Consider the following 23882-nt stretch of genomic DNA (forward strand, 5'->3'; position numbering starts at 1 on the left):
GAGAAGCTTATGAATTGAAAAATAAATTGGACAAATGGTTTAAATTTAGTGATGAAAAAACGGCTAAAAAGGGGTTGGAGGAATGTTTATTGGTTATGAGTAGTTCTACCATTGAAGCATTTCACAGAGTTGAAAAAACATTTAACCGATGGAAACAAGAGATTCTACAATCTTTTATGTACCCATTTAACAACGGTTATATTGAAGGTGTTAATAACACGATTAAAGTGACCAAACGCATGTCTTATGGAATTAAAGATTTTGATCGATTGAAAAATAAAATATTATGGCGACAAGAGGTTCGAAGGGTATTCGTATAAAAAACTCCCTTCAATTAAGAGAGGGTGGCATGAAAATCACACCACCACATTTGACAGAGAACCTTTTTAAGTATTGCTTCCTTTATTTCAATAGCGACTATGCGGCTTCTGTTATGTAAAGTATTAACCATCACTATTGCTCTTGTTTATTTTTATGAAAATTTATATTCGAACCTATAGTTATTAACAAGAGAATCGCTAGTAATATTGTCCCTATTAACGGAGATTCCGTACTAATTAACATTGCAATAAATGTATAAATCAAAACAAAAGTAATAAAGAAAAGGTTCTTTTTAGTTCTCATTTTAATCACCACTTTGAAAGAATATGCAATAAACCATTGCCTTTACTTCTATAATCTTCTTAAGACATCCTGAGCCGTTCTAATTCTAATTGAATAAATATACCATTATAGACAGAGTATTATATACTCAATTATAAACAGCCAAAATCTACAACATAAACACTTAGTACTCTTCGCTTCACCTACCAAATGCACTAAATTATTAGTTCCTATTCACTTAGATCCTTTTTGGTATCTCAGCAAAAGCGTCCTCTTCACCATTCTAAATGAAAAGCTCTTAAGGAATTATTTTTTTTGTCAATTTCAATGATTAACTTATAAGCCTTGGTATTAATTTATAGAGTGCCTTCAAAATAAACTTGTTCAAATTTGATGATAAAATAGATTGTAGCTCCCACTAGTTGGATAATATAAAAACAGTTCCTATCTATACCCATCTAATTATTAAGGGGCTTCTCCTCTGAAAGCATTTCTAGACCGTATCAAAAAGTATTTAATTTACAAACTTAGTAATTATACAAAATGGCCCAACATAAAGAAAGGAAGCAAATCTTATACTGATATGAAAGCTATTTAAGAATATCCTTTTTTTACTGATTTGGTTGAAAGGCATTAAATTAGTTTATATATTAAATATATCAATACGTGTAATATCGGATTATTAATATGGATGTCTAAAGGGTTAATTAAAGAAAAAATAATTTATTATCAAAGAAATTAGAGGTTAATAAAGGAGATTTAAATGGATATTAGGATACTTAAAAAAGGTGAAAAACCGCCAATGGAATTGTTGCTATTGGCTGACCCTTCTAAAGAGATTGTTGAGGAACATGTCAATAAAGGTGAATGTTTTGTCGCTGAACAAGAACAGCAAGTTATTGGAGTTTATGTATTGCTTCCAACAAGACCAGAGACAGTGGAGCTAGTGAATGTCTCAGTTGTTGAAGAACAACATGGTAGAGGTATAGGAAAACAGTTGGTAATGAATGCAATTAGGATAGCTAAGACAAAAGGATACAAAACAATTGAAATAGGAACTGGAAACTCTAGCATTGGGCAACTAGCTCTTTATCAAAAGTGTGGTTTTAGAATAATTGGTGTTGATATGGACTTTTTTGTTAAGCATTATCCAGAAGAAATTTTTGAGAATGGTATTCAGTGCAGAGATATGGTTCGCTTATCTCAAGATTTATAAGTTAAAAAAGAACTCTGTTAAACTAACAGCTGCCAGGGTTCAAAACATAAATGTTTTAAAGAGCCAAAATTTACATTGTTTTATTGATTAAATTGTATATTTTGGCTCTTTGTTATTCCTTTACCGTATAAAATCAGATCTATGATTTACAGATGTTTTGTTATTACAGACTATATTTTTTAAAATTGAACCGGTGATTTACAGTAAATTTCATCAGTTAATCCAGCAAAAACTGCTTCATTTTAGATAACTGTCACAGTGCTAATTTATTTAAGTGTTTTTTCTGATTTTTTCTTCCACATGACATCACTCACTGATTCTGGCACACTGCCATCCCCTTTCTTCACCGCGGTGATTGTCCCGTCACCTTCCAGTATTAGAGCATCAAGCTGCTGAAATGACACCATTCCCTGTTTGCGGACAGCCGACCTCAAGTCTTCAAACTTTAGGCGCTCTCTTTTCATGGCCTCCTGGTTGAAATCCCCTTGGGAATAGAGGTATATCGGTTTTGCCTTGGTCAAATTCCAAAAGGGTTTAAATTTGGTTTGGAGTTTTGAAAATATAAACTGCAGAACTGCCAACATAAAAATCAGCAGGACACCTTCCGTATATGAGATGCTCTGGATAATCAGGATACTAGCTAATGTATTCCCGTATGCCACAGTAATGATGAAATCGAACATGTTTACCTGTGTCAGTGACCTTTTCCCGAAAATCCTGAAAATGATGAGGAATGTCGGGTAAATGATTACACCCATCAGGACAATCCAAAGCAAGTTTTTCCAGTTGTCAAACAGAAACGAATCGAACATGAGCCATTCCCCCCTCTTGATTAGAATTTAGATAGACACAGTTTCAGGAATTACTGCCATACTTAACAGCAATAGTGATAAAAGTTTATTTATCCAGCCAAATGACGTCTTCTAACACATCATCCGGAATACTATCTTCTTTTTGCATTACTGCCAGTGTCCCATCCCCTTCCAGTGTTATCGCTGTCACGTCTGCAAAGGAGCGGATTCCTTTCTTACGAATAACCTGCAAAAGGTCGTCTCGTTGTAAACGGTGGCGATTTTTGGCGACTTCATTGAACTCACCATGGTAGTAAAGGAATACTGGTTTTGATTTGACCAGCTTTTTAAGAGTCTTAGAATACATCTGTAATTTCGAGAGGATGACCTGCAAAACCGTCATTATAAACATAATCGTAAACCCGTCGGTATATGAAATTTCGTGGGTGATAATTATACTTGATAATACGTTCCCGTATGCAATGGTGATAATCAAGTCGAACATGTTAACGTTCGTCAATGTTCGTTTTCCAAATCCCCTCAGAATCACAATAAGGGATGGATAAATAAGTATAGACATTAGGAAAATCCATAAGAGATCGTTCCAGTTGTCAAAAAGAAATGTCTCAAACATTGGTTTTCCTCCTCTTATATGAACTTTACAGCTTGATATCGTCTATCGAGAGCATCAAAAACAGTTACCGGTAATCCAGCTGGCTTCCATTCAATTTGGAATACAGACCATCCAGCTCTCTTTGCCTGCAGATTTCATCTAAAAGATCTGAAGCGTGTACAAAGCTATGAGTATCATTCGAATTAAAAATACCCGAAATATGGTCAGTTAAAACGAAAACCAGCTTTCGAAAGGAAAACTTGTTACCTCCAGTTTCTTTTATATTCCTCCAACCTAATCATAAAAGTATTTTTACAGTAAATCTTCTGGCGTTTAGCATAACCACATTTAATACATACAAAAAGGGGAATACGAGCACCTTTCTTATATCCAACTATCATCAACACTAACTTTTAACTGTTTAGCTACTTCAGTAGAACTCCTTAAAATAAAAAAGCAACCCAATTTTGAAACGGGTTGTTTTATTTTACATAAACACATTTGTAGGAGAAAGTAGTAATTATCAAACCAATTAACAGTTGAATTAGTAAAGAAAAAGGATTGAATATAAAATTATCCAATCCTTCTGTTTTATATTTTCTTATTGCACTGATAGCTTTGTTTATATGACTATTTTACTTCTCCGATTTTGAACAAAACAAAGTAAACAGTTAAAGCCATAAATACACCTAATAGAATGAGGTATTTACCTCCAACCATCATGAAAAGCACACTAATACCATAACCTACATGACCTAATGCAACCTTCCACCCTCTATATCTTTTATCAACGAAAAAGAAAATTGTTATGATAGTTAATATTGATAAAAATTCCACACCAGACATTTATAGATAGTCCCCCTATTCTCCGACTTTCACTTCAATAAATTGAAGATAAGCACCAGTTAGTTGAAGAAAGGAAATAAGATGATAGAAATCACAGTTACCCAAACATAAATTTTTATCAAAACCTCTGCCCATCTTGCTCTACGCAGGCCTAAATAGAATAGTATTATGTAGAATAGTAGAAAAATAACAACTCTTACACTTAAACCGAAATAAAAAAGGTCATAGATAGTATTTATAATTGCTGCAACCATAAACAAAACTAAATACACATTATCCTTTTTTTCTTTATCCTGCCAACTTTGGATGGGTTTAGCCATATTCAAACATCCCTCTCTGTAACCGACCGTTTTTGGAAGCAGGGGACGGTTCTCTGCTTCCTATTCAATCTAGAAGTAGCGAATATTTGTTTCATTTTTAATGCCATGTAACAGAATAAAGAGCTATCGCACTCGACAACTCCATTTTTAAATATTGCTCCCCTTACGTTCAATGCCGACTATGAGACTATTATCAAAATAGTATAAAATCACTTTTTCTCTGATTTATTTTAGTTAATACATACATTTGTACTTTAATTATTATCGAGAGAATGACAAGTATTATTTTCCCTATTAAAGAAGATTTCGTATTAATTAATATTGTAATCAATGTATAATCCACACTAAAACAATAAAGAAAAGTTTCTCTTTCTTTAGTTCACAGTTTTTACTCATCAACTTGAAAGAATGTGCAATAAAAACATTGCCTTTACTTCTATACCCTCTTAAAATATGCTAACAAGTTAATTAGACGTATTGGAATCCCCTCGATATCTATTCTAAGTATTCCATATATTACTTCCCTTCAATATTTCGGTATAAACAAAATATGATACTTAAAATTTCATCGGGTCTATGATAAATTATATTCATATCTCCTTTCTGTTAATTTAGAGTCGGTTTGACGGCCAACTCCATTATATCGAAAGGAGATTCTTTTCTGTTACAATTCTACATGTTTAATTCTCACAAAAACAGAGCCCGTGTTCTTAAGATTAAAAGCATAAGCTAAAGACCTCTTGCTGAGAGGGCGCTATAGCTGGACGTGGCACACGCAATAGTCAGTTATCCAAAATACACTACAATTATAATTACCTAGACAAATAAAAAAGACCTATTAGAGTTCTTTTTAAATGATTATACATAATATTCCTATCAATGTAATTGGAAATTAAACCAAAAAACTTCACTATTACATAATAAACTGTAAAATATATCCACCTACAACACCTAATATAACAATAAACCAAGCAGGTACTTTCCATATATTTAACAAACCAAACAATACTACACCTAATGCAAAGTCTGCCGAACTAAATATTGAACTACTTACTACTGGGTCATAGAATGCTGCTAGCAAAATACCTACAACACTGGCATTGACCCCCATTAAAATCCCCTGAAAACTCGCTCGTTTACGTAATTCATTTAAAAACGGTAAAGCCGCAATAATGAGCAAAAACGAAGGAAGGAATATGGCAATCGTTGCAACAATACCTCCAGTGACCCCTTCCATCATGGTTCCTAGGTAACTAGAAAAAGTAAATAATGGACCAGGCACTGCTTGTGCCATACCATAACCGGCTAAAAACTCATTCGCTGTTAATAAGCCTGTAGGCACCACTTCGCGTTCAATCATTGGTAATACAACATGTCCACCACCAAATACTATGGATCCAACTCTAAAAAAGATATCAAAAATATTAAGAAAAGGGCTATCTGAAATTCTATTTAAAATCGGCAAAATAATAAGTAAGCTTACTAAAATACCTAAAGAAATCACACCCAATTTTTTGGAGATATTCACCGAAAAAGGTTGCACATTGGACTCAGCTTTATCAGTAAAAAATTTATAACCTAATAAACCAGCTGAAATAATGATTAATATTTGCATCCATGCAGATGGATACAATAACATGATACTAGCTGCCACAATAGCTATTCCTAATCGAGATTTATCAGGAGTTAATTTTTGACCTAATCCTATTAGTGCATGGAGGACTACAGCTGCAGCGACAATCTTCAAGCTGTGTATGAAACCAGCATCATCTAAAGAAAAGGTTTGATACATGAATGCAAAAACAATCAGAACGATAATCGAGGGTACTGTAAATCCAAACCAAGAGATGAGTCCTCCAAGTAAACCTCCTCGCAACATTCCTATGGATATACCTACCTGACTACTTGCTGGTCCCGGAAGGAATTGACAAACTGCAATGATATCCGCATACGTTCGATCATCTAGCCACTTACGACGATCAATATATTCATCTTTAAAATAAGCTAGGTGAGCAACTGGTCCTCCAAACGAAGTTAATCCTAGTTTGGTTGAAATCAATAATATTTCAATGAGAGTTTGCAATTTGTTTTTTTGTTTTGACATAGGGGCACCCTCCTTTTTATTTTATCTCCTTAAATAATTCATAAGCTTTAGCTCTCGCTTCTACCAGAATCTGTTCACCCTTGTCAGTAGCTTGATAATACTTTCTTATCTTTCCATTTACATTCACTTCATTTTTTATAAGAAGCCCGTCTTTCTCCATCCCATGAAGAATTGGGTAAAGCGTACCTGCACTCATGTCATAGCCATGTTCATGCAATTCTTCAAGCATCCAAGATCCATATATAGGCTCTTCTTTTGCATGGTGTAAGATGTGAATATGAATAAAACCTAGAAAAAGCTTGCGAAGTACCTTATTGTCCAAATAACTACCCCTTTCATAACCGCATTTCGATATCGAAGTAAAATATCGATTTTCGTTTTTAAATTTTATATTGTTTGGATTTTAAATGCAACATGATACAAAATTCTTTACATTTAGATTACATTTGTTAAGTGTGTGCTACTTTAACGTTTATAAACTACATAAATAAAATGACCATGTAATTTATAAAATCTGAGCTACTTCTAAATAATTAGTAATTTTTTGTTGTGAAATTACACTTTTGAAAAAACTCTCCAATGGTACTAAACAACTCTACTAAAGATATGAATAAAAACCATTACCCAGTCCCTATGGTTTATTTCCACCACTTTTTCACCTTTCAATAATAATCTTTTAAAGAAAATTCAGCAGAAAAAAGAATAGAGTGAAATGGGATTAACAAAAAAATACGAAGGTGATAGTATTAACATATTGCTCTCTCCCTTGTCCCAATCATCAAAAAACTGGGAAACAGGATCAACCCCCTCTTCATTTAACACCTTTTCCCGGACTGCTAAAATAGGTGATGATTCAACATGTGTATTTGTCTTGCAAAACTCATATCTATAAAAACATAGCCCCTAGTACAGCCCAGTTTGGATTCTACTAAAGATAAGTATATTTCAGCGCATATCTACCTTATCATTTAATACCTTTTATACAAATCCACTTTTTAGTTTTGTTTTCAATAATAGTAATTTTATTAAACCCTATCCTTTTTAAACATTGCTCTATTTCTTCTTTAGTATTATAACTATCCATATGATAGTTGATTTTATATACTTCGGCTACGATTGAGAAACTACCTTCAGGCTTTAATACTCTATAAACCTCTTTTACGCCGTTTTCTAAATCAGGCCAAAAGTAATGTGTTTGAAAAGCAGTCGCAACATCAAAATAATTATTAGGAAAAGCAAGGTCAATCACATTCGCTTGGCAAATATGTACTTTTCCAGTGGCAACATCTCTTTTATTTGCTTTTATAGAGTTATTTACTGCTTGCTGTGAATAATCTATCCCGTATATTTTTCCATTTGGACTTTGTTTCGATAATAGCTGAATTGTTCTTCCACCACCACAACCTATATCTAAAATCTTCATATTTTCTCTAAAAGTCATCTGTTCGAAAGCCCATTTGTTCATTTCAGTATGAGCACTATTCATTATCCCTAACATAAATGAACCTAATTTCCCTCTTGGATTCTTGGCCTGTTCAATCAATTTATTCAACAAATTAAAATTAATCCTCCTTGGAAGCAGGAACGGTTCTTTGCTTCCTATATCATATAAAAGTAAATTTAGCGCAACATAGTACAGCACTAAAATAAAGGGGGCCAAAGTAACCCCCTTATAAAATAAACTCAATACACAACATGCACTAGTTACATATATTGTTCTCTATTAAATTATTACAACGTCTAATCAAATATTTAGAGAACCTTAAAGTAGTTTCCACTCGTTCCATTTCTGAGACAAAGGACCTTTTATTAACACCTTTTCGTATGTTTATTGCTTCTTCAATAATACTATGCCATTCCACTGGCATGTGTAGTAATCCATACTTACCAGAATCCATTTTAGAAACAATATTATATTCTTGGAGAGTATAAAACTGCCGTAGTAATCCAAGAACTGTCCATTCTATTTCGAAATCAATTTCCTCGATAGGCTTATTAGCCAAGTCATTAATTAAATTCTCAGCTGTTTGAATAGTATTTATCCAGTATGTATTCATATTTTCCAGTACGTAAGAAAATAACTCATGTGCTTGAATATCAAATGCAAAGTCCTGAGAACCTTTCCTAATATGTTTATCCCTTTATTCTTAATGAGCCACCAAGTTATAGGGTTAAAATTAAAATAATTACCGAAACTTAATTTTTCATTATTATAGAATAGATAATTACAATCATAATCATTGGAATCTAAGTAAAGTTTACCTAAATCCTTCCAAAGGATATATACTCCGTCCATTTCTGGTTTTTTGTATTTTTTTGCAATCGTTGAATGAATATACGATATTGTTTCTGCATTTTGGTCTGTTAAAGGACGATTAGTTATAGTGATAAAGTCAATATCACTAGAATTATGTACATAAGCATCAAGTGCAATGGAACCATGTAAATATAATCCTTCCATGGTTCCTGGTAAAAATTCATTGAAAAGGTTAATATACTCGTTTAGGACAGCATCAACAATAGGCGGTATTCTCATCTGCTTCCCCCTGGCAATCTAACGATTTTTTTATGAGCATAATGAAGTTTAATATCATCTAATTATGAAAACTCATTTCAATCCTATAGTTTCTATTCACTTTATAAGTATAGGTACTATAGACTTTAAACGATCAACACCAATGATCAACCTATCCATCGTGTTGCTTTGAAAGTTCCTGTTTGACTAACTATTTTCATAATCTTGTATTAACATTACAACGAAATCATCGTTTGACACCCAATTAACTGAATCAATATGAATCTTTTTATTTATTTCAGGTAAATCCTCCATGATTTGCTTAGCCAAATCAAACAACGTTTGTGTTCTTTCATCCTTATGGGATAGACCGTTTTTAAACACATCATTAATTTCTTGTCCAAATTCTTTGGTATCAGGAAGTATTTTAATTGTATAGTTCACCCTTCCAGTGTCTTCACTTTCCCAGCTCTCCGTAAGATAATGAGTGTTATCAATGGAATAGTTCTCATTCAAGTAATTTTCTACATCCATATCTATTGTGCTACTATCAGAATTATTTATCGTTGAAGTTTGAGTTTTTTCTTTTTCTGAGTCGTCATCTTTTTTTGGTGATTGTGGTTTATCTTCATTATTCTGTTTATTAATGTCAGTAATGGACGATTCATCAGAAACCTTCTTATTATCTTCCTGTTTGTCTATGGCCGGTGGAGTGGTAGATGGTTCAACACTTGTGGTCTCAGAGCATGCGCTAACCATCATGAATATTGTCACAAGCAAAATTACTAAAGAAAACTTCTTCATAATATATCTCCTTATCTGTCTTTCATTTATTTAATTTTTTGTATTTCTACACTATTGTAGCCCTTTAGTTAAATTATCTAAATTCTTCTTTGAGGTAATCAATTGCTTCTAATTCCACTTCTTTTACAGTTATATTTTTCAATTACGTTAATTAAAGTAATTCTAAACCACTAGAAAAGTAATAGCCAGGATTAGTCCTTACCTTCGGTTTAACGGTTAGAGTTATTAATCCATTTACATCTTTTATTTGTTGTGGCAAGAAGCCCAGTATTGGATATGTATAATAAAATACGCTTTATAGTCACCAATTCCTTCATTGTAACCAACATCTAAAAAACCTTATGTATTTTACTGCTTATAAACAAAACATGCTTCTCACATAATATTATTGTTAATAGAACCAAGTATGAAAGAGGCCTATAACTAAATATTTATCTTCTATAGATTCATTATCATATATGTTCACTTCAACCCGTCGTGCAGTAATCTGCATTTTCCAATCAGCTATCCATGTGGCTTGCCTATATCTCTTTCTTTATATTTAACATGTACTCCCTTTTCACCAAAACCGCCAATTTTTTTAAATCAACCATTGTTATTTCATGTTCTCTGCCATTTTCTTCAAAATAAGTAATATAAACTTTTCTCTTCAATGTGCCACCGTTTTTTGAAATTAAGCGAATATTATTATTATCATCTTTTATTTGATATTTAAGAAAAACTTAACAGAGCTATTAACAATGTTGTCTATAATTCTTTTGAAAGTATTATCATAATATCCTTATATTTTACCCCTTTTATTAGCACTTGCATTAACATCCAATGTCTTAGTTTTTGTTTCAAATGTATTGGATAATAATAGTGCATCAATTTAATGATCCCCCTTACTAGTATTGTAGCTGTTCTTATTCAATACGTTCATAAGTTTTTATAGGTTTCAATCGATTTTAAATTATTCCCGCTTCGCTACTTTAAGTTAATAGCTTCACATAGCATTGACTTAAAGCTAATTAATTTTTCCTTTTTTTCTTTCAATATATATCCAAGTATAATAAATTATCCAAAAAACAATCGGAACTATCAACAAATTATGACTTTGACTTGCTGGAAGATAATATAATAAAATTACCCCGATTATTAACGCAGGTAGCAAAAGAATAAAATACTTCTTTTTATCCACTTTCAATCACCTCACAATGTAAAGATTGCTGGTTTGTTCCACTAACTACTCCTTAGCACAGGAGTGTTTGCTAATAAAACCAATTACTATCAATTATACTTTCGTTTGTGCAAAGGCCTACTAATTATAAAGATTAGTAATTCCAGTTACAATCAAGACCAATCCATGTTTACTGTTAACTTAATAGTATTTTGTCTACTTCTTTTCTTTGATTTGTTTTAATAATTCAACAACTTCTTCATTATTTTTATTCACTTTTCTAAGTTGTAATTCTATGCTAATAAGAGTGATAAATATTGCTATCGAACCAATGACTACGAGCATTAAATCCCTCCGCTGTTGTTTTAATTTCTTATGGTTTTCATATCTTTTTTCTATTAAAAATCAACTACTAATTCCATGCACAAAACCAAATGGACCAGCAAACCAAAGATAATTATAAAATTCTATAGTATCCTCTAAAAATACATCGATTAATATTAGGTGAGAATAGAAACTCCTCCACTTAATAGTAATCCATATAAGAATATATTTTCACATCCCTGATCTTCGTGTTTTTCCCCATTTAACCAATTGTTTCTCTTTGTTAATAGCAACTCCCTCCTATTTTATTGAGTTTTTCCTCAATGGGGAAAAAGAAGCGGAGACATCGCCAACTCCTTGTTCCACTTTAGCATTTATTTGTTTATAATTTATTTTATAAAGGTTTACGATTTCATATTTCATAGCCACAATAAAAATGTGGAAACACCCAGAAGGAAAAATGTAGTTATAAGCAATAGTATAAAATATTCTTTTTTCTTGGTAATGAGCATTTCAACAAGTTGAACAACATTAGATAACACTAAAGAAAAGAGCATACCAAAAATTAATAAATTCGGAAAAACAGTTGAAGTATCCGAACTTACCAACCCCGAAATAGATATGAATAAAACGCGAGCAGCAAAGTAAATTGTTAACGCGCTTGATAAAACTTTTAAAGCTAAAAATATTTTATTGCTTTTTCTATATTTTTCTTGAATACTGCTTACCAATTTAATATTTACCTCACTCCTTTTAATGAAAAAGTGACTCGCTTGTTGAGAAAATCTATCGTTATTTTTAGTACATACTATCATAAATATTGTTTACATTTTAACATAAATATCCAATTATAAAACAGTAGGAATTCTATAACCTTGCTCATTTAGTAATGGGGTCGGTTCTGGATTACAAAATTACAAATAGATTGTTAACGTTTACTTGTAGAAATTAGATTTCCAATTTAATAAGTTTAACTTCATTTCATACCACAACAGTTTCCATTCATTGCTTTTTTATCTAACTGCTCTTTTCTTCCTATGTCGAGGGCCATAAAACTTTTTCTTTTAATCTCAAAAAACTTTATCTTCTCTTAAGCATTGTGACCACTTAATAGTGGTGAAAAAGTTTTCGTTAAAGATAAAATAACATGCTTATTTACCAAAACACCTAGCTTTCATCATATAGTAAATTGGATTGAAGAATTTATGAAAGGATCAAATTAGTATATAATAATGCAACAGTATTGCATATGAAAAAATATATGGGGTTGTTTAATCAACATCTTAGTGAAGGATACATCTATTCAAAAGTTGATTCTAGATTATTAGTAATAGAATTGAGTGATAGTGAGACTATGGAGGAAAGTCATTATGAAATAGTTGCTATCTTAGATGAGAAATCCACTAATTAAACAGAAGATTATTATGATGTACCCTTATCTGCAGCCCTCCTTATACTGTTAAAGAAGCAGGAATGTTGAAGACTCAATTTCGAGATAATGATAAATCATTTACTAACCTATGTAAAACATTAAAGTAGTTGTAAATTAAATAAAGCAATTAAATAGACTACTATACCTAGTTATTGGGTGTTATCTACAAGTAAAGAATAGATGGCGTTACAAATCCAAATTACAAAATATTAAATAGATAAAAAGGAGAGATTCTCTTGGAATTCACCACTGAAAGATTAACAATCAGACCGTTTAAGAGCAATGATTTACAAGATGTGTTTCACATATACAATAACAATGAGACATGTAAGTATCTACTGCATGATAAGTGGACAATTGAAAGTATGCAGGAATCATTTGATAAAAAATTAAAGAACGGTTCCCTATCTAAGGAAACCAACTTAAGTTTGGCAGTGATGTGCCGTACGAAAGTTATTGGTGATTTATCTGTATGGTATACAGGTATGAAGGATACGGTTGAAATTGGGTACAGTTTTTCTGCTGAATCTTCAGGTAAGGGGTATGCAACAGAAGCAGTTAATTATTTAGTTAGAAAATTATTTGAAGAATCTGACATACATCGGATTCAAGCCACCTTTGATGCGAGGAATTCGGCATCACAAAAGTTGTGTGAGCGAATAGGGATGAGAAAGGAAGCTCACTTCATACAGGATTTCTGGAGTAAGGGTGAGTGGACAGATAGCATTGTATTTGGAATGTTGGTTTCAGATTTGAAAAACGAAGAGATATAATGGAAGAAGATACCCAATTCATCTTGAATTCAAGTTTTCAGCTAAAGGGTACTAGAGTTGAATAAAGGATCGTCGATTACGACATTTCGTATACTTTTTTAAGAAGGAAAAGGTGTAGTATGAATGTTCTTCCAATCTAAAAGAGACATTTTGTATTTTATAGCATTTTGGGGAACTGTATTTATCATTATTCTTGGTTGGGTTTTTGATAAAGAACCAATTACAATTAAGATCGTTTATCATTAAATTGGAATTCTAATTTGGATATGGTAAGGGTGCTTCGTTAGTCGAACAAAGGATGTAATTCCTTCTTCAAGAAACGCACCCTTCTTTTGTTTAGTAAAAACTGATGATATCTGTTGTGTTCCATTCGTCTTTTAATAAGCCATAAATAACCCTATCGTGATATTCACCATTTAAGTATTCATATTTTCGAATAGTACCTTCTTGTGTAAAGCCAAGTCTTTCAGGGATTGCCCTACTTTTCAAGTTATTACTAGCAACAGTCAGTTCAACTTTATTCAAGTCCAAATCATTAAATGAGTGGTCAATAAATTGTTTTACTGCTTTTGTTACCAAACCTTTACCCGTGAATTTGTCCCCTAGCCAGTAACCTATTTCAGTCTTTCTTGCACTCCAATCGATATATAGGAAGCCAATGGAACCAGCAATACTTCCATTATGCCAAATACCAGACCAATAACCATTATTTTCGAATAGTCTTTTTAATGATTTTTCTATGAATGTTACAGAATCCTCAACCTTCTTTGTTTTCTCGGGAAAAGAAAGCCATTTCCCTAGATTTTCACGACTGTCATCTATTAATTGAAATAATTCCTTGGCGTGTCTCGGTTCTAAAATGGAAAGGTGATTTTCTGAATCGATATTTACTTTGTACATGATTCTTCCCCCAATACATTTCCTAGGCTATATGCCCTTGATCGACTAGACTAAGTTATTAGTTCAATAAGAATATTTGTTTATACACTGTCCTCTTGTTTTTCATAAAAAGCTTTACTACTCTTTAATAAAAGTCAACTTTATAAAATAAGTTAGGAAAAGAGTGAAAAGTCCTATACCGAAAAGGATACCTCCAGAAACTAAAAAGTTATTTATATAGCTTTTTATCCTAATATGAAACATAGCAGTATCCGCTCCACCCTGTTCCATAAGCCAATTGTCAGCCATTGATGTGCCAAAATGAGTGCTGAAGAATAAAAGTATAAGTCCTATTATAGTTAACATAGACACAATAGTTACAAATAGATTGAAATTTTCTTTTTTCATAACACACCTCCGATAAAGTTTATAGCCCTAGCCCACTCATCCCAATCTTCAACTAAACTTTAAGTATGATTAATTACATTCATATAATTATTTTAACATAAATATCCATTTAACCTATGTCTTGTATGGAACTGTAGCAACGTAATTGGAAAGCATTTTAGCAACCAAATTATGTAGTTAGCAATAGCTAGATCCAAAACAACTGAAATAGGGTGCAAATTTGCAGTTATTATATGTAAAATCATTGTTAAATCTACAAAAATAAGCTGCCTAATTTATATGTTAATTAGTCTACTAAAAGGTTTGTTTATTATAATTTGCACTCAAAAACTGAACCCGTTACCAATTTAGGATTCTGCTTTTCCTGCTTCCTAGTTCGTAGAACCTAATTTTAAATCCTTTCGCCGATATTCAAGCTCGTCGAGCGGTTAACCTAGATAAGCATTTGGTTGTCTTAAGCTTTTCTCTGCTCCACACGAACTGTGATAGTTCATGTCATTTAACGTTCCATATAACCCTATGGACATAGACCATAAATTCCTTGTTACCCTGAAACAAGAAAGTGCCTACTACTCTACTTATTAAGAGCGTACACTGCGAAAATCTCGCATTCTTACCCGATTGTGAAACGAGCGTATGGAATAATCATTCCATGTCGCTAGACTTGGGACTTTACCTTCACTCTCATTACAGTAGATTCATCAGTCATACACTACCTTAGCAAAAATAAATATATTTCAGCTTTCGTTTTATAAAAGACAATTTGGAGTTACAGTCCTTGTTTCAACGTTTCCTTCTGAATTTTGTATAATTTTTACAGAAATATGAATACCTTTTACTCATAAGGACGAAACTATAGATATCTTTAATTCGGATTGGAGACTAGCATATGAATCGTCAGGTAAGATATCCCTTAGTGAAAATAAACCCCTTTACGATTAATCATATGCACCTTCGAAACCCCTGGATGATGGCATGGATGGCAGCATGTTTTCCAGGTTATGGGCATTTAATTTTGTGTAAATACTTTGAGGGTTACCTATTTATTATCTGGGAATTTTTTATTAACTACAAAATTAAACTTAATACCGCCATCTTTTTAAGTATGACCGGAAATTTTCAGGAAGCACAGAATCTAATTAATACGAATTGGTTTTTGCTTTATATAACGGTATATGTGTTTCAAATATGGCATTGTATGCGTTTGACATTTCAACTTAACAAATTTACGATTTTAGCTAGGAGAGAAAAGGCTCCATATAAAAATTATAGTATGAATTGGTCAGAAATAAATTATTTATATAGAAGAAATCCCAAGCATGCTGTTTACTGGTCCGCCTTTACACCTGGACTGGGCCATCTATACTTAAATCATCTACCCACTGGTATTTTTGAATTTATTTGGTTTGTAATTACAGTGTACTATTCAAACTTGTTGCCTGCTGTAAATCTAACAATGCAAGGGAATTTTGCAGAAGCTACTGCAGTTCTTGATCCACAGTGGCTGTTATTCATTCCTTCCGTATTTGTCTATAATCTCTATTCAACTTATGTAAATGGGAAAGAATATAATAAATATTTTGATGTTGAGCTAAGCAGATATTTCGAAAAAAATTATCAATCCCATAAATTTCAAATGCCTAATCGTACACCATTGAAAGTAGGAAAAGACTAAATGTATATTTTTTCAACCTTTTATAGGTCTACGAATATAGAACTTATGCTTTCCGATCTAAAACAAGATGGCTTTTCAGTTGAAGATATTTTAGCTTTACCATTACATTCTAAAAAACCAAAAAAGAATATCTGGAGAATGATTGCACATGATGAATCTTCTATAATTGATACAATAGCCGTTTTTGCTAATATATTTATGTTACTGGGAGTTATTTATGGTTTTGTTTTACATTTAGGTCCCATATTATGGGGCTTGATTGGATTAATTTCAGGAATTGTATTAGGACTTGTTGTCGATATCATATTTAGAAAAATTAAAAGACAAAAAGGATTAAAAGTAGAGAAAGATAATCATCAAATATTAATTGTGATTGAATGCCCTAATGAAAGGATAGAACATATTGAATCAATGCTACTCGAATACGCACCAATAGGTATAGCTAAGCTAGATAATTAAGGAAAGAGGTATACTTAGTTGAACAATTTCGAAACATGTAAGGGGAATTGCTGTGGTTAAGAAAGCGCGTGTATAGAATATGATGACTCACCACTTAACTAAAGGATGGTTCAAAAAAATTAGCGGTGGCGGTATTCCCCAGTACTGTCAATTATAATGAGATTAGATCAATCACAATAAAAAGAATCGATGGATTTTCATGGGATGGAACTTATTCCTTTTTTTGGCGCATCGAACTTTGAATGCTACTGCTTATACTTAGGCTTCTTTCAATCTGTTGTTCCATCTCCACATCACTTAACATAGTTAATTTTTCACTATCTTCTATTTTGAAGTCTTGGTAAGTTCATCAATTTGTTTACTTCCACCAGACATGTATGAACTCCTGTGAATTCAATCGATTGATCCTTACTGTTGTTATTTTTTCTATGTAGACATTAGTGCATAAACTGAATCCAGCAATTCAGTTTATGCACTAATGTCTGTTCCATCTATTAAATGATATTTCAATTTTTTGTAAAGTTTTCCATGTTTACATGTTTTATATTTGTTAACAGATATGCTGTAAGTGTACTGGTACTTAGCTAATTGGTATTATTCTCAGAAATAGAATTGTCCGATAATTCAGCACTCTTAAAGTTTTCCATAGCTTTATTCGATTGTTTGATATAATTCTTTCCCCATTCTTCTAACATATGTAAAATAGGATGCAGACTTTTCCCTTGCTCAGTCAAGGAATACTCTACTTTTGGTGGAACAACTGGATATACTTCTCGATGAACGACTCCATCTTGTTCAAGTTCCCTTAATTTATTCGTTAACATTTTCTGAGTTATGGTTGGTATTAATTTTCTTAATTCCCCAAATCGTCTAGTGCCTATTAATCCTAAATGACATAGAATGATAAGCTTCCATTTGCCTTCTATAATGGATAATGTCAGCCTTTTTTCATAATAAATAGCTTGATCTTCCTCTTTATTAAGATTTTTATTTTCTTTGCCCCATGTATCTAATAATTCCAAAATAGGAAGAAGACCTTTCCCTTGCTGTGTCAAAGAATATTCTACCATAGGAGGTGCGACGCGGTACACTTCTCGATGAACAATTCCATTACTCTCTAATTCCTTTAACTGATTCGTCAACATTTGTTGTGTGATGTTAGGAATCAATTTTCTTAGTTCTCCAAATCGTTTTGTACCTTTTAAACCCAGATTGCATAAAATAGTGATTTTCCATTTTCCTTCTAAAACAGAGAGCGTTAATTGTTTTTCAGGATAAATAACTTTTTCATTGTTCATCATTTCCCCTACCTCATGCGTTAGTCTATTTTAAGATACTATATCAAAAAAAAGTGCCTACTTACAAAAAGTAAGATTTGTATTTATGATTATTAACATAGCCAACACTTACATGATCAACTAAAGGTATTTTAACTCCATCAAGGAGACACTTGTAAATGGGGCTGCAATGATATTAGCTGAAAAAACTAATATTACAATCTTAATCTTTAAACCTATGAGATTTTTAAAATTACGAAGAGGAGAATGTATCAATGGAATTACAATTAGCGTTAGATCTTGTCAATATCCCACAAGCGAAGGTATTAATAAAGGAAGTAGAAGAACATATTGATATTGTAGAAATCGGTACACCGATAATTAAAATAGAAGGACTTAAAGCAGTAACGGAAATAAAAGAAGCTTTCCCTAACTTACAAGTACTCGCTGACTTGAAAACAATGGATGCTGCTGGATATGAAGTTATGAAAGCTTCTGAAGCTAAGGCTGATATTATTACCATACTTGGTGTTGCAGAAGACGAGTCAATCAAAGGTGCTGTAGAAGAAGCGAAAAAGCAAGGCACAAGAATTCTTGTAGATTTAATCGCAGTTAAGGATATCGAAAAAAGAGCAAAAGAAGTTGATGCATTAGGTGTAGACTATATTTGCGTCCATACTGGGTATGATCTTCAAGCTGTTGGAAAAAACTCATTTGAAGACCTTCTTAAAATTAAGAGCGTCGTAAAAAATGCTAAAACAGCAGTTGCTGGTGGTATTAAATTAGAAACACTTCCAGAAGTTGTTAAAGCTCAACCGGATCTAGTTATTGTTGGTGGCGGAATCGCTAACCAAGAAGACAAAAAAGGTGTTGCAGCAGAAATGCAACAAATGATCAAACAAGGTTAAGCCTATGAAAACGACCGAATTTTTAGAAGAAATCATAAAAGAGCTGACCCATACTGTAGATCTTATTGATAATGAGGAAGCAGAAGAACTGGTAAATAAGATTTCCGTTACAAATAAAATTTTTGTTGCTGGGGCTGGAAGGTCAGGTTTTATGGTGAGATCCTTTGCAATGAGGATGATGCATATGGGCATCGACGCTTATGCAATTGGTGAAACGGTTACCCCTACCTTTGAAGCTGGCGATCTATTGATTATCGCTTCTGGATCAGGTGAAACAAAAACGCTAGTATCTGTAGCTGAAAAAGCAAAGAGCATTGGTGGAAACATAGCGGTAGTGACATTATCACCAGCATCGACGATTGGATCGCTTGCTGATTTTACCATTACATTGCACGGAGCACCTAAAGATCAAACGAATACGGATTACATAACGATTCAACCGATGGGCTCCCTTTTTGAGCAAACCTCCCTTCTCTTTTATGATGCAGTAATCTTAAAATTCATGGAGAAAAACGGTTTGAATTCTGGCAAAATGTATGGAAAACATGCTAATTTGGAATAAGGTTTTAAAAGATAAAGCTACAAATGTTTAGACCAGTTGTAGCTTTATCTTTTAAGGCGTTCATAGACATTCTTAGTCACTGTTATTTCCCAGTTGTTAATTCTATAATTTGTTCTTCTTCAAGCCATCTTATAGTTACCTGAACCGTACTTTCTTCTGTATAAACTGCAGGATACTCCATATCTTTTGGTATGTGTGCGGAGGGTCCAGATACATCTCTATTAAGTTCTTTTACTATCTTATCTTCATGTGGAACAGTTGGGAATGTACTGCCTAATATAAATGTACTGTGAATTATTGCAACATCTTCATTGGTTACTTCACTTAAATCGCCTTTATAAGTTAAGGTCAGCGTATCCGTTTGATCGACTTCAATTTCATTTTGATCTTCTAACTCAGGATGGTCTTTGTATATTACCGTCGCATTTTGAATAAGATTAACTTTCCAATCTTTACTTTCTCCCACAAATTCATTGTCGTAGCTTTTTGTGTTGGAACAAGATGTTAAAAAAACAATTAAAATTGTTAAGATTAATCTCTTCATAATCTTCCTCCGTATTCATATATCTTTATTACTGTATTAAACTATTAGTTAGTATGTTTCTCAATATCAAAAGCACCTATCTAAAATTGCAGCTGAAATATATGCACTCGCTAAAGAAATAAGAGTATCATATACTTCAGTCTATCCCTGGAATCGGAGAGAAAATCGCCGCCACGGTTTTATCCGAGGTTGGAGAAATAGATTGGTTCAGTGATGCCAAAAAGCTTGTTGCATTCGCTGGAGTAGATTCTTGAGTATACTCTTCTGGTTAGTTTACCGCATCAGTCAATCGAATTACCAAAAGAGGTTCTTGTAGGCTTCGTCATTAATTATATATGCTGTTCAAAGTGGTAGTCGTGATTCTCGTAAGAAGAAAACGACTGATGAGATAATAGCACGTAATAAAAGATTAAGAGAGTTTTACGATAAGAAACGTGAAGAAGAAAAAACCTTCAGAGAAGCAGTTATTCCCTGTGTAAATAAACTATTACATTGGATTTACACCTTACTAAAAAACAGAACTACTTTCCAAGATATAGCTTATTAACTATATCTATCTAAATACAACAAAACCTTCCAATTAGATTATTGATGAAGGTTATTTGGCATGTTCAATTAACAAACTATTAGCTGTTTTAGCTAAATATTGCATAAACAGCAATAATGTTAGACATAAAAGCTAAGAATATCCCAAGAAAACAACAGGTAATACCTGTTACGGCTTTTCTTTTTCCATTTTGTTTAAAACGATTTACCTCTTTTAACCCTAAGAAGCCATAAATTAGTCCAATAATACTTAGTATTACCCCTAAATAAGCCACGATAAAAGTAATAATTGAAAGAATACCAAGAACCAATGAAACAATACATTTTCTATTATCCTTAATATCAATATCATTTGAAACATCTACATTGCTCATTTTGCATCCTCCCCTTCTAATTCCTTCTTCATACAGATAGGTAAGGGTTTGAAGTTATCTCTACCTTTTCCCCCTGTTCACACCGTACATGCGACTTTCACCGCATACGGCGTTCCAACTAATCCAATTCATTCAATTTATGTATTTTTAGATTTGACTGTTGCTTTCTCCGAAATCAAACTACTTGATTATGACATTGTAATCGAAGTTCGTTGAGTTTTTCTACTTGCTTTTTGGAAAGATTTAATACTTTTATTAATGCATTAATTTTATCATTATCTTTCATGTGTACTAGTCTGTGGACTGATTCATGCAGTATTACTAGATTAGAGAATGAATCATCGTTTGAAAGATGATAAGGATTCTTATGGTGGCAATGCCAATCATTAAGACCTAGTTCTACTCTAGAAATGGCACACTTACCATACTGAGCAATAAATTTACTTATTCGATTGTCGTTATATTCAATTGTCCGATTTGGAATAAAACTCTTCATAATGTAAGATAAGACATCTTTATTTATGGCTTTTAACCCTTTGTGTATCTTTTCTCTACCTTCGGTCGTGTAATTGCACGTATCCTGGGTAAAGCATAAATTCGTTTTATATTTTTGGGCATGAATGGGTACAAACACCATGTTTTGTATCTTGTGCAGTTTGCATTTGTATCCTTTATACCTTTTTTGTAATGTCTTGGTCATGTCATGAAATTCTGCGTCAGTTCTAAGAATCTTTAGGCGATTATACATCGTTTTCCGTAGATAAGAGTTTAACTCATTAAGATTTATCGTAATTCTAGTGGCTGCTGAATAGTAATTTTGTATCCCCATAACGATAGTGTTGAAATTCCAAACGGTTTGATTACTAGGATGTTTCTGAACAGCTTTGATTGAATGTTTTATTTTGTTAGAAGCATTTAGCCTGGCTTTCTTAGACATATTTGACTTGGCTACATAACCAAACCTCGTTTTGCCCTTTCTTACTGCTTTAATAGAAAACCCGAGAAATTCGGAAAAATTTTTCTTTAGGTTTATTACCCTAGACTTTTCTTCACTTGTTTCAAGGTGCAATCTAGTCATCAAGAAATCTTTAATTGCATAGTTCATTCTGATTGCTTGTGTACGTGTACGACACAAAACCTTAAAGTCGTCCGCATAGCGGACAATATAACATTCTTTTAGTTCAGACTTCTTCAGTGCTTGATATTTAATCCCATTTGTTTTGTATTGAAAGTGAGTTGTGAAAGTTTCCCATTGATTACTTATCCACCAATCAAGTTCATTTAAAACAATATTTGAAAGTAGTGGAGATAGAATGCCACCTTGCGGTGTTCCTTTAGATGGTACACCTTCACCATGAATTTCAGCTTTTAATAGTTTTGAAATAATAGCGATTAACGACCTATCCCTTATGCCTAAAGACCAAATTTGTTTTAAGAGTTTACTATGATTAACATTATCAAAGAAACCCTTAATATCTACATCAATACAATGGTGAAGCCCAGATTGATTAATTAAAAATTCAAATCTTGCTTTTGCATGATGGGTGTTTCTATTCGGTCTGAATCCATAACTATGCTTGTGAAACTTTGCTTCACAAATTGGCTCTAATATCTGTAAAATACACTGTTGAATAATTCTATCCCAAATGGTTGGTATTCCTAGTGGTCGTACCTTGCCATTTGCTTTGGGAATTAAAACACGTCTAACTTTCTGTGGTTCAAATGATTGAAACATAGACTGAACATTTACTATCACATCTTCCACTGATAAATGACTAATATCTTTAATTGTTAATTTATCTATTCCTGCCGTTTTACTTCCTGTATTCCTTTTGATATTTCGATAGGCAAGCCTTATATTTTCATCAGAACTCATCAATTCTATTAATCCATAAAACTTTTCACCATTGACACTTTGAGTGTAGAGAGTGTCAAAACACTCTTGTAGATTATAATACTCGTTATGTCTCAGTTTCTTCCGTTTCAATAAGTCGGTACCCCTTTCGGAGTTAACCTCTTTTAGTCTCACGAGAACCTTATTAATCGATAAAGATCTGCCTTACATGGTTGAATGATTCTTCATTAGTCTAGTGGCTATCCCTCTGTGTTGATTAGACACTTCATTGGTACTGTGCCACCACTTTCACTGATATAAAGGGAAGTTATACAATAACTATTGTCATTATTGCTTTCCTTTCCAACGTTTCATAAGGAGTAAGCCCTCCACGTTATCAGCTTACAACGTTGAATTATATCTATTATAAAATGAACTTAGGTGCTTCCTGTAAGCCTGTTAACTTTCATATGCCTTTAACATATCATGGATTTTCATATTAGTTAGTTTTACTCACCCACATTTAACCTCACATTTGGTGATATACACATTTCTATGTATTGCAGGTCTAGACCCGTACATTCAGAAGTTTGTCAGCTTAACCTTTTTCTTTTAGGTTGATTCGCATACTCACCGTATTCATTCAACTCAAGCATCATGATTCACACCACCCCATCGGGTAGGCTTTCGACAGCTAGGTTACACTGTTACGGTGAATTCTTACGCCTTTTCACCGAGCTCTCAACACTGTCATTCTTACTAATTCAAGTGCTAATCGACTAAGAGAGAACCCTTCGGAGCGTTACCTCTTCATTTGATTCTTAGATATAATCCTTCAATTCCACATGGAATTGCCTAGCCTTTACCAGAGAGATGTTACCATCCTCCATTTAAGCTAGGAACATTTCGCACAACT

General features: G+C 32.8%; 24 protein-coding genes and 1 pseudogene. 8 read left to right on the forward strand and 17 right to left on the reverse strand.

Going from position 1 to position 23882, the window contains the following annotated elements:
* Both QQS35_RS05725 and QQS35_RS05730 read left to right on the forward strand, forming a co-directional pair.
* Window positions 1-320 (forward strand): transposase (locus QQS35_RS05725; RefSeq protein ID WP_285930906.1); only part of this gene is annotated, 320 nt, incomplete at its 5' end.
* 1046 nt (window positions 321-1366) lie between these two features.
* Complete coding sequence (locus QQS35_RS05730; RefSeq protein ID WP_285930954.1) at window positions 1367-1819, forward strand: GNAT family N-acetyltransferase; 453 nt, start codon at window positions 1367-1369, stop codon at window positions 1817-1819.
* Window positions 1820-2085: 266 nt separating this feature from the next.
* On the opposite strand, the gene QQS35_RS05735 is transcribed toward QQS35_RS05730, so the two are convergent.
* The 11 genes from QQS35_RS05735 to QQS35_RS05785 form a co-directional block, all read right to left on the reverse strand.
* Window positions 2086-2631, reverse strand: coding sequence for a DUF421 domain-containing protein (locus QQS35_RS05735; protein WP_285930955.1), 546 nt, complete (start codon window positions 2629-2631; stop codon window positions 2086-2088).
* Window positions 2632-2716: 85 nt separating this feature from the next.
* Window positions 2717-3244 carry a DUF421 domain-containing protein gene (locus QQS35_RS05740; RefSeq protein WP_285930956.1) on the reverse strand — a complete coding sequence of 176 codons (528 nt, stop codon included), beginning with the start codon at window positions 3242-3244 and terminating at the stop codon, window positions 2717-2719.
* A 609-nt stretch (window positions 3245-3853) separates the two neighbouring features.
* Entirely contained in the window at window positions 3854-4069 is a 216-nt protein-coding gene (locus tag QQS35_RS05745; RefSeq protein WP_285930958.1) for a hypothetical protein, read from the reverse strand.
* A gap of 59 nt (window positions 4070-4128) precedes the next feature.
* Window positions 4129-4389, reverse strand: a complete 261-nt coding sequence (locus QQS35_RS05750; protein WP_285930959.1) for a hypothetical protein — start codon at window positions 4387-4389, stop codon at window positions 4129-4131.
* Between the two features lie 913 nt (window positions 4390-5302).
* Entirely contained in the window at window positions 5303-6493 is a 1191-nt protein-coding gene (chrA, locus tag QQS35_RS05755; RefSeq protein WP_285930960.1) for a chromate efflux transporter, read from the reverse strand.
* Between the two features lie 16 nt (window positions 6494-6509).
* Window positions 6510-6815, reverse strand: a complete 306-nt coding sequence (locus tag QQS35_RS05760) for a PadR family transcriptional regulator (RefSeq protein WP_285930961.1) — start codon at window positions 6813-6815, stop codon at window positions 6510-6512.
* Between the two features lie 642 nt (window positions 6816-7457).
* On the reverse strand, window positions 7458-7991 hold the full coding sequence (locus QQS35_RS05765) for a class I SAM-dependent methyltransferase (RefSeq protein ID WP_285930977.1): 534 nt from the start codon (window positions 7989-7991) through the stop codon (window positions 7458-7460).
* A gap of 202 nt (window positions 7992-8193) precedes the next feature.
* Window positions 8194-8550, reverse strand: coding sequence for an aminoglycoside adenylyltransferase domain-containing protein (locus tag QQS35_RS05770; RefSeq protein WP_285930962.1), 357 nt, complete (start codon window positions 8548-8550; stop codon window positions 8194-8196).
* Window positions 8547-9029, reverse strand: coding sequence for a hypothetical protein (locus tag QQS35_RS05775; protein ID WP_285930963.1), 483 nt, complete (start codon window positions 9027-9029; stop codon window positions 8547-8549). Before QQS35_RS05775 ends, QQS35_RS05770 begins: the two co-directional genes overlap by 4 nt.
* A gap of 186 nt (window positions 9030-9215) precedes the next feature.
* Window positions 9216-9812: a hypothetical protein gene (locus tag QQS35_RS05780; protein WP_285930964.1), complete on the reverse strand. Its 597-nt coding sequence runs from the start codon at window positions 9810-9812 to the stop codon at window positions 9216-9218.
* 1375 nt (window positions 9813-11187) lie between these two features.
* Window positions 11188-11316 (reverse strand): hypothetical protein, encoded by a 129-nt coding sequence (locus QQS35_RS05785; RefSeq protein WP_285930965.1) that lies wholly within the window; start codon window positions 11314-11316, stop codon window positions 11188-11190.
* Between the two features lie 1647 nt (window positions 11317-12963).
* Here QQS35_RS05785 and QQS35_RS05790 point away from each other — a divergent pair.
* Window positions 12964-13500, forward strand: coding sequence for a GNAT family N-acetyltransferase (locus tag QQS35_RS05790; RefSeq protein WP_285930966.1), 537 nt, complete (start codon window positions 12964-12966; stop codon window positions 13498-13500).
* Window positions 13501-13836: 336 nt separating this feature from the next.
* On the opposite strand, the gene QQS35_RS05795 is transcribed toward QQS35_RS05790, so the two are convergent.
* On the reverse strand, window positions 13837-14400 hold the full coding sequence (locus tag QQS35_RS05795) for a GNAT family N-acetyltransferase (protein ID WP_285930967.1): 564 nt from the start codon (window positions 14398-14400) through the stop codon (window positions 13837-13839).
* 117 nt (window positions 14401-14517) lie between these two features.
* A complete protein-coding gene (locus tag QQS35_RS05800; protein ID WP_285930968.1) occupies window positions 14518-14787 on the reverse strand; it encodes a hypothetical protein in 270 nt (89 codons plus the stop codon).
* Between the two features lie 889 nt (window positions 14788-15676).
* Here QQS35_RS05800 and QQS35_RS05805 point away from each other — a divergent pair.
* A complete protein-coding gene (locus QQS35_RS05805) occupies window positions 15677-16462 on the forward strand; it encodes a hypothetical protein (RefSeq protein WP_285930970.1) in 786 nt (261 codons plus the stop codon).
* Window positions 16463-16921, forward strand: a complete 459-nt coding sequence (locus tag QQS35_RS05810) for a hypothetical protein (protein WP_285930971.1) — start codon at window positions 16463-16465, stop codon at window positions 16919-16921.
* Between the two features lie 584 nt (window positions 16922-17505).
* Here the strand turns inward: QQS35_RS05810 and QQS35_RS22895 are convergent.
* Window positions 17506-18222 carry a winged helix-turn-helix transcriptional regulator gene (locus QQS35_RS22895; protein ID WP_407933944.1) on the reverse strand — a complete coding sequence of 239 codons (717 nt, stop codon included), beginning with the start codon at window positions 18220-18222 and terminating at the stop codon, window positions 17506-17508.
* Window positions 18223-18473: 251 nt separating this feature from the next.
* Between QQS35_RS22895 and hxlA the strand changes: the two genes are divergently transcribed.
* Together hxlA and hxlB are read left to right on the forward strand one after the other, a co-directional pair.
* On the forward strand, window positions 18474-19106 hold the full coding sequence (gene hxlA / locus QQS35_RS05825; protein WP_285930972.1) for a 3-hexulose-6-phosphate synthase: 633 nt from the start codon (window positions 18474-18476) through the stop codon (window positions 19104-19106).
* 4 nt (window positions 19107-19110) lie between these two features.
* Complete coding sequence (gene hxlB, locus QQS35_RS05830; RefSeq protein ID WP_285930973.1) at window positions 19111-19668, forward strand: 6-phospho-3-hexuloisomerase; 558 nt, start codon at window positions 19111-19113, stop codon at window positions 19666-19668.
* Between the two features lie 82 nt (window positions 19669-19750).
* On the opposite strand, the gene QQS35_RS05835 is transcribed toward hxlB, so the two are convergent.
* A complete protein-coding gene (locus QQS35_RS05835) occupies window positions 19751-20212 on the reverse strand; it encodes a hypothetical protein (RefSeq protein WP_285930974.1) in 462 nt (153 codons plus the stop codon).
* 61 nt (window positions 20213-20273) lie between these two features.
* Here QQS35_RS05835 and QQS35_RS05840 point away from each other — a divergent pair.
* A pseudogene (locus QQS35_RS05840) lies at window positions 20274-20759 on the forward strand (transposase); the annotation flags it as partial.
* Window positions 20760-20847: 88 nt separating this feature from the next.
* Here the strand turns inward: QQS35_RS05840 and QQS35_RS05845 are convergent.
* Complete coding sequence (locus QQS35_RS05845) at window positions 20848-21132, reverse strand: DUF4190 domain-containing protein (protein ID WP_285930975.1); 285 nt, start codon at window positions 21130-21132, stop codon at window positions 20848-20850.
* Window positions 21133-21307: 175 nt separating this feature from the next.
* On the reverse strand, window positions 21308-23119 hold the full coding sequence (ltrA, locus tag QQS35_RS05850; protein ID WP_285930976.1) for a group II intron reverse transcriptase/maturase: 1812 nt from the start codon (window positions 23117-23119) through the stop codon (window positions 21308-21310).
* Between the last annotated feature and the right edge of the window lie 763 nt (window positions 23120-23882).

The sequence above is a fragment of the Aquibacillus rhizosphaerae genome (assembly GCF_030282825.1).
GTDB classification, from domain to species: Bacteria; Bacillota; Bacilli; order Bacillales; family Amphibacillaceae; genus Aquibacillus_C; species Aquibacillus_C rhizosphaerae.

Bases quoted from the DNA above. Each gene is read 5' to 3' on its own strand.
- QQS35_RS05730 (WP_285930954.1), top strand. From the start codon at position 1,367: ATGGATATTAGGATACTTAAAAAAGGTGAAAAACCGCCAATGGAATTG.
- QQS35_RS05735 (WP_285930955.1), bottom strand. From the start codon at position 2,631: ATGTTCGATTCGTTTCTGTTTGACAACTGGAAAAACTTGCTTTGGATT.
- QQS35_RS05740 (WP_285930956.1), bottom strand. From the start codon at position 3,244: ATGTTTGAGACATTTCTTTTTGACAACTGGAACGATCTCTTATGGATT.
- QQS35_RS05745 (WP_285930958.1), bottom strand. From the start codon at position 4,069: ATGTCTGGTGTGGAATTTTTATCAATATTAACTATCATAACAATTTTC.
- QQS35_RS05750 (WP_285930959.1), bottom strand. From the start codon at position 4,389: ATGGCTAAACCCATCCAAAGTTGGCAGGATAAAGAAAAAAAGGATAAT.
- chrA (WP_285930960.1), bottom strand. From the start codon at position 6,493: ATGTCAAAACAAAAAAACAAATTGCAAACTCTCATTGAAATATTATTG.
- QQS35_RS05765 (WP_285930977.1), bottom strand. From the start codon at position 7,991: ATGTTAGGGATAATGAATAGTGCTCATACTGAAATGAACAAATGGGCT.
- QQS35_RS05770 (WP_285930962.1), bottom strand. From the start codon at position 8,550: ATGAATACATACTGGATAAATACTATTCAAACAGCTGAGAATTTAATT.
- QQS35_RS05775 (WP_285930963.1), bottom strand. From the start codon at position 9,029: ATGAGAATACCGCCTATTGTTGATGCTGTCCTAAACGAGTATATTAAC.
- QQS35_RS05780 (WP_285930964.1), bottom strand. From the start codon at position 9,812: ATGAAGAAGTTTTCTTTAGTAATTTTGCTTGTGACAATATTCATGATG.
- QQS35_RS05785 (WP_285930965.1), bottom strand. From the start codon at position 11,316: ATGCTCGTAGTCATTGGTTCGATAGCAATATTTATCACTCTTATTAGC.
- QQS35_RS05795 (WP_285930967.1), bottom strand. From the start codon at position 14,400: ATGTACAAAGTAAATATCGATTCAGAAAATCACCTTTCCATTTTAGAA.
- QQS35_RS05800 (WP_285930968.1), bottom strand. From the start codon at position 14,787: ATGAAAAAAGAAAATTTCAATCTATTTGTAACTATTGTGTCTATGTTA.
- QQS35_RS05805 (WP_285930970.1), top strand. From the start codon at position 15,677: ATGAATCGTCAGGTAAGATATCCCTTAGTGAAAATAAACCCCTTTACG.
- QQS35_RS05810 (WP_285930971.1), top strand. From the start codon at position 16,463: ATGTATATTTTTTCAACCTTTTATAGGTCTACGAATATAGAACTTATG.
- QQS35_RS22895 (WP_407933944.1), bottom strand. From the start codon at position 18,222: ATGATGAACAATGAAAAAGTTATTTATCCTGAAAAACAATTAACGCTC.
- hxlA (WP_285930972.1), top strand. From the start codon at position 18,474: ATGGAATTACAATTAGCGTTAGATCTTGTCAATATCCCACAAGCGAAG.
- hxlB (WP_285930973.1), top strand. From the start codon at position 19,111: ATGAAAACGACCGAATTTTTAGAAGAAATCATAAAAGAGCTGACCCAT.
- QQS35_RS05835 (WP_285930974.1), bottom strand. From the start codon at position 20,212: ATGAAGAGATTAATCTTAACAATTTTAATTGTTTTTTTAACATCTTGT.
- QQS35_RS05845 (WP_285930975.1), bottom strand. From the start codon at position 21,132: ATGAGCAATGTAGATGTTTCAAATGATATTGATATTAAGGATAATAGA.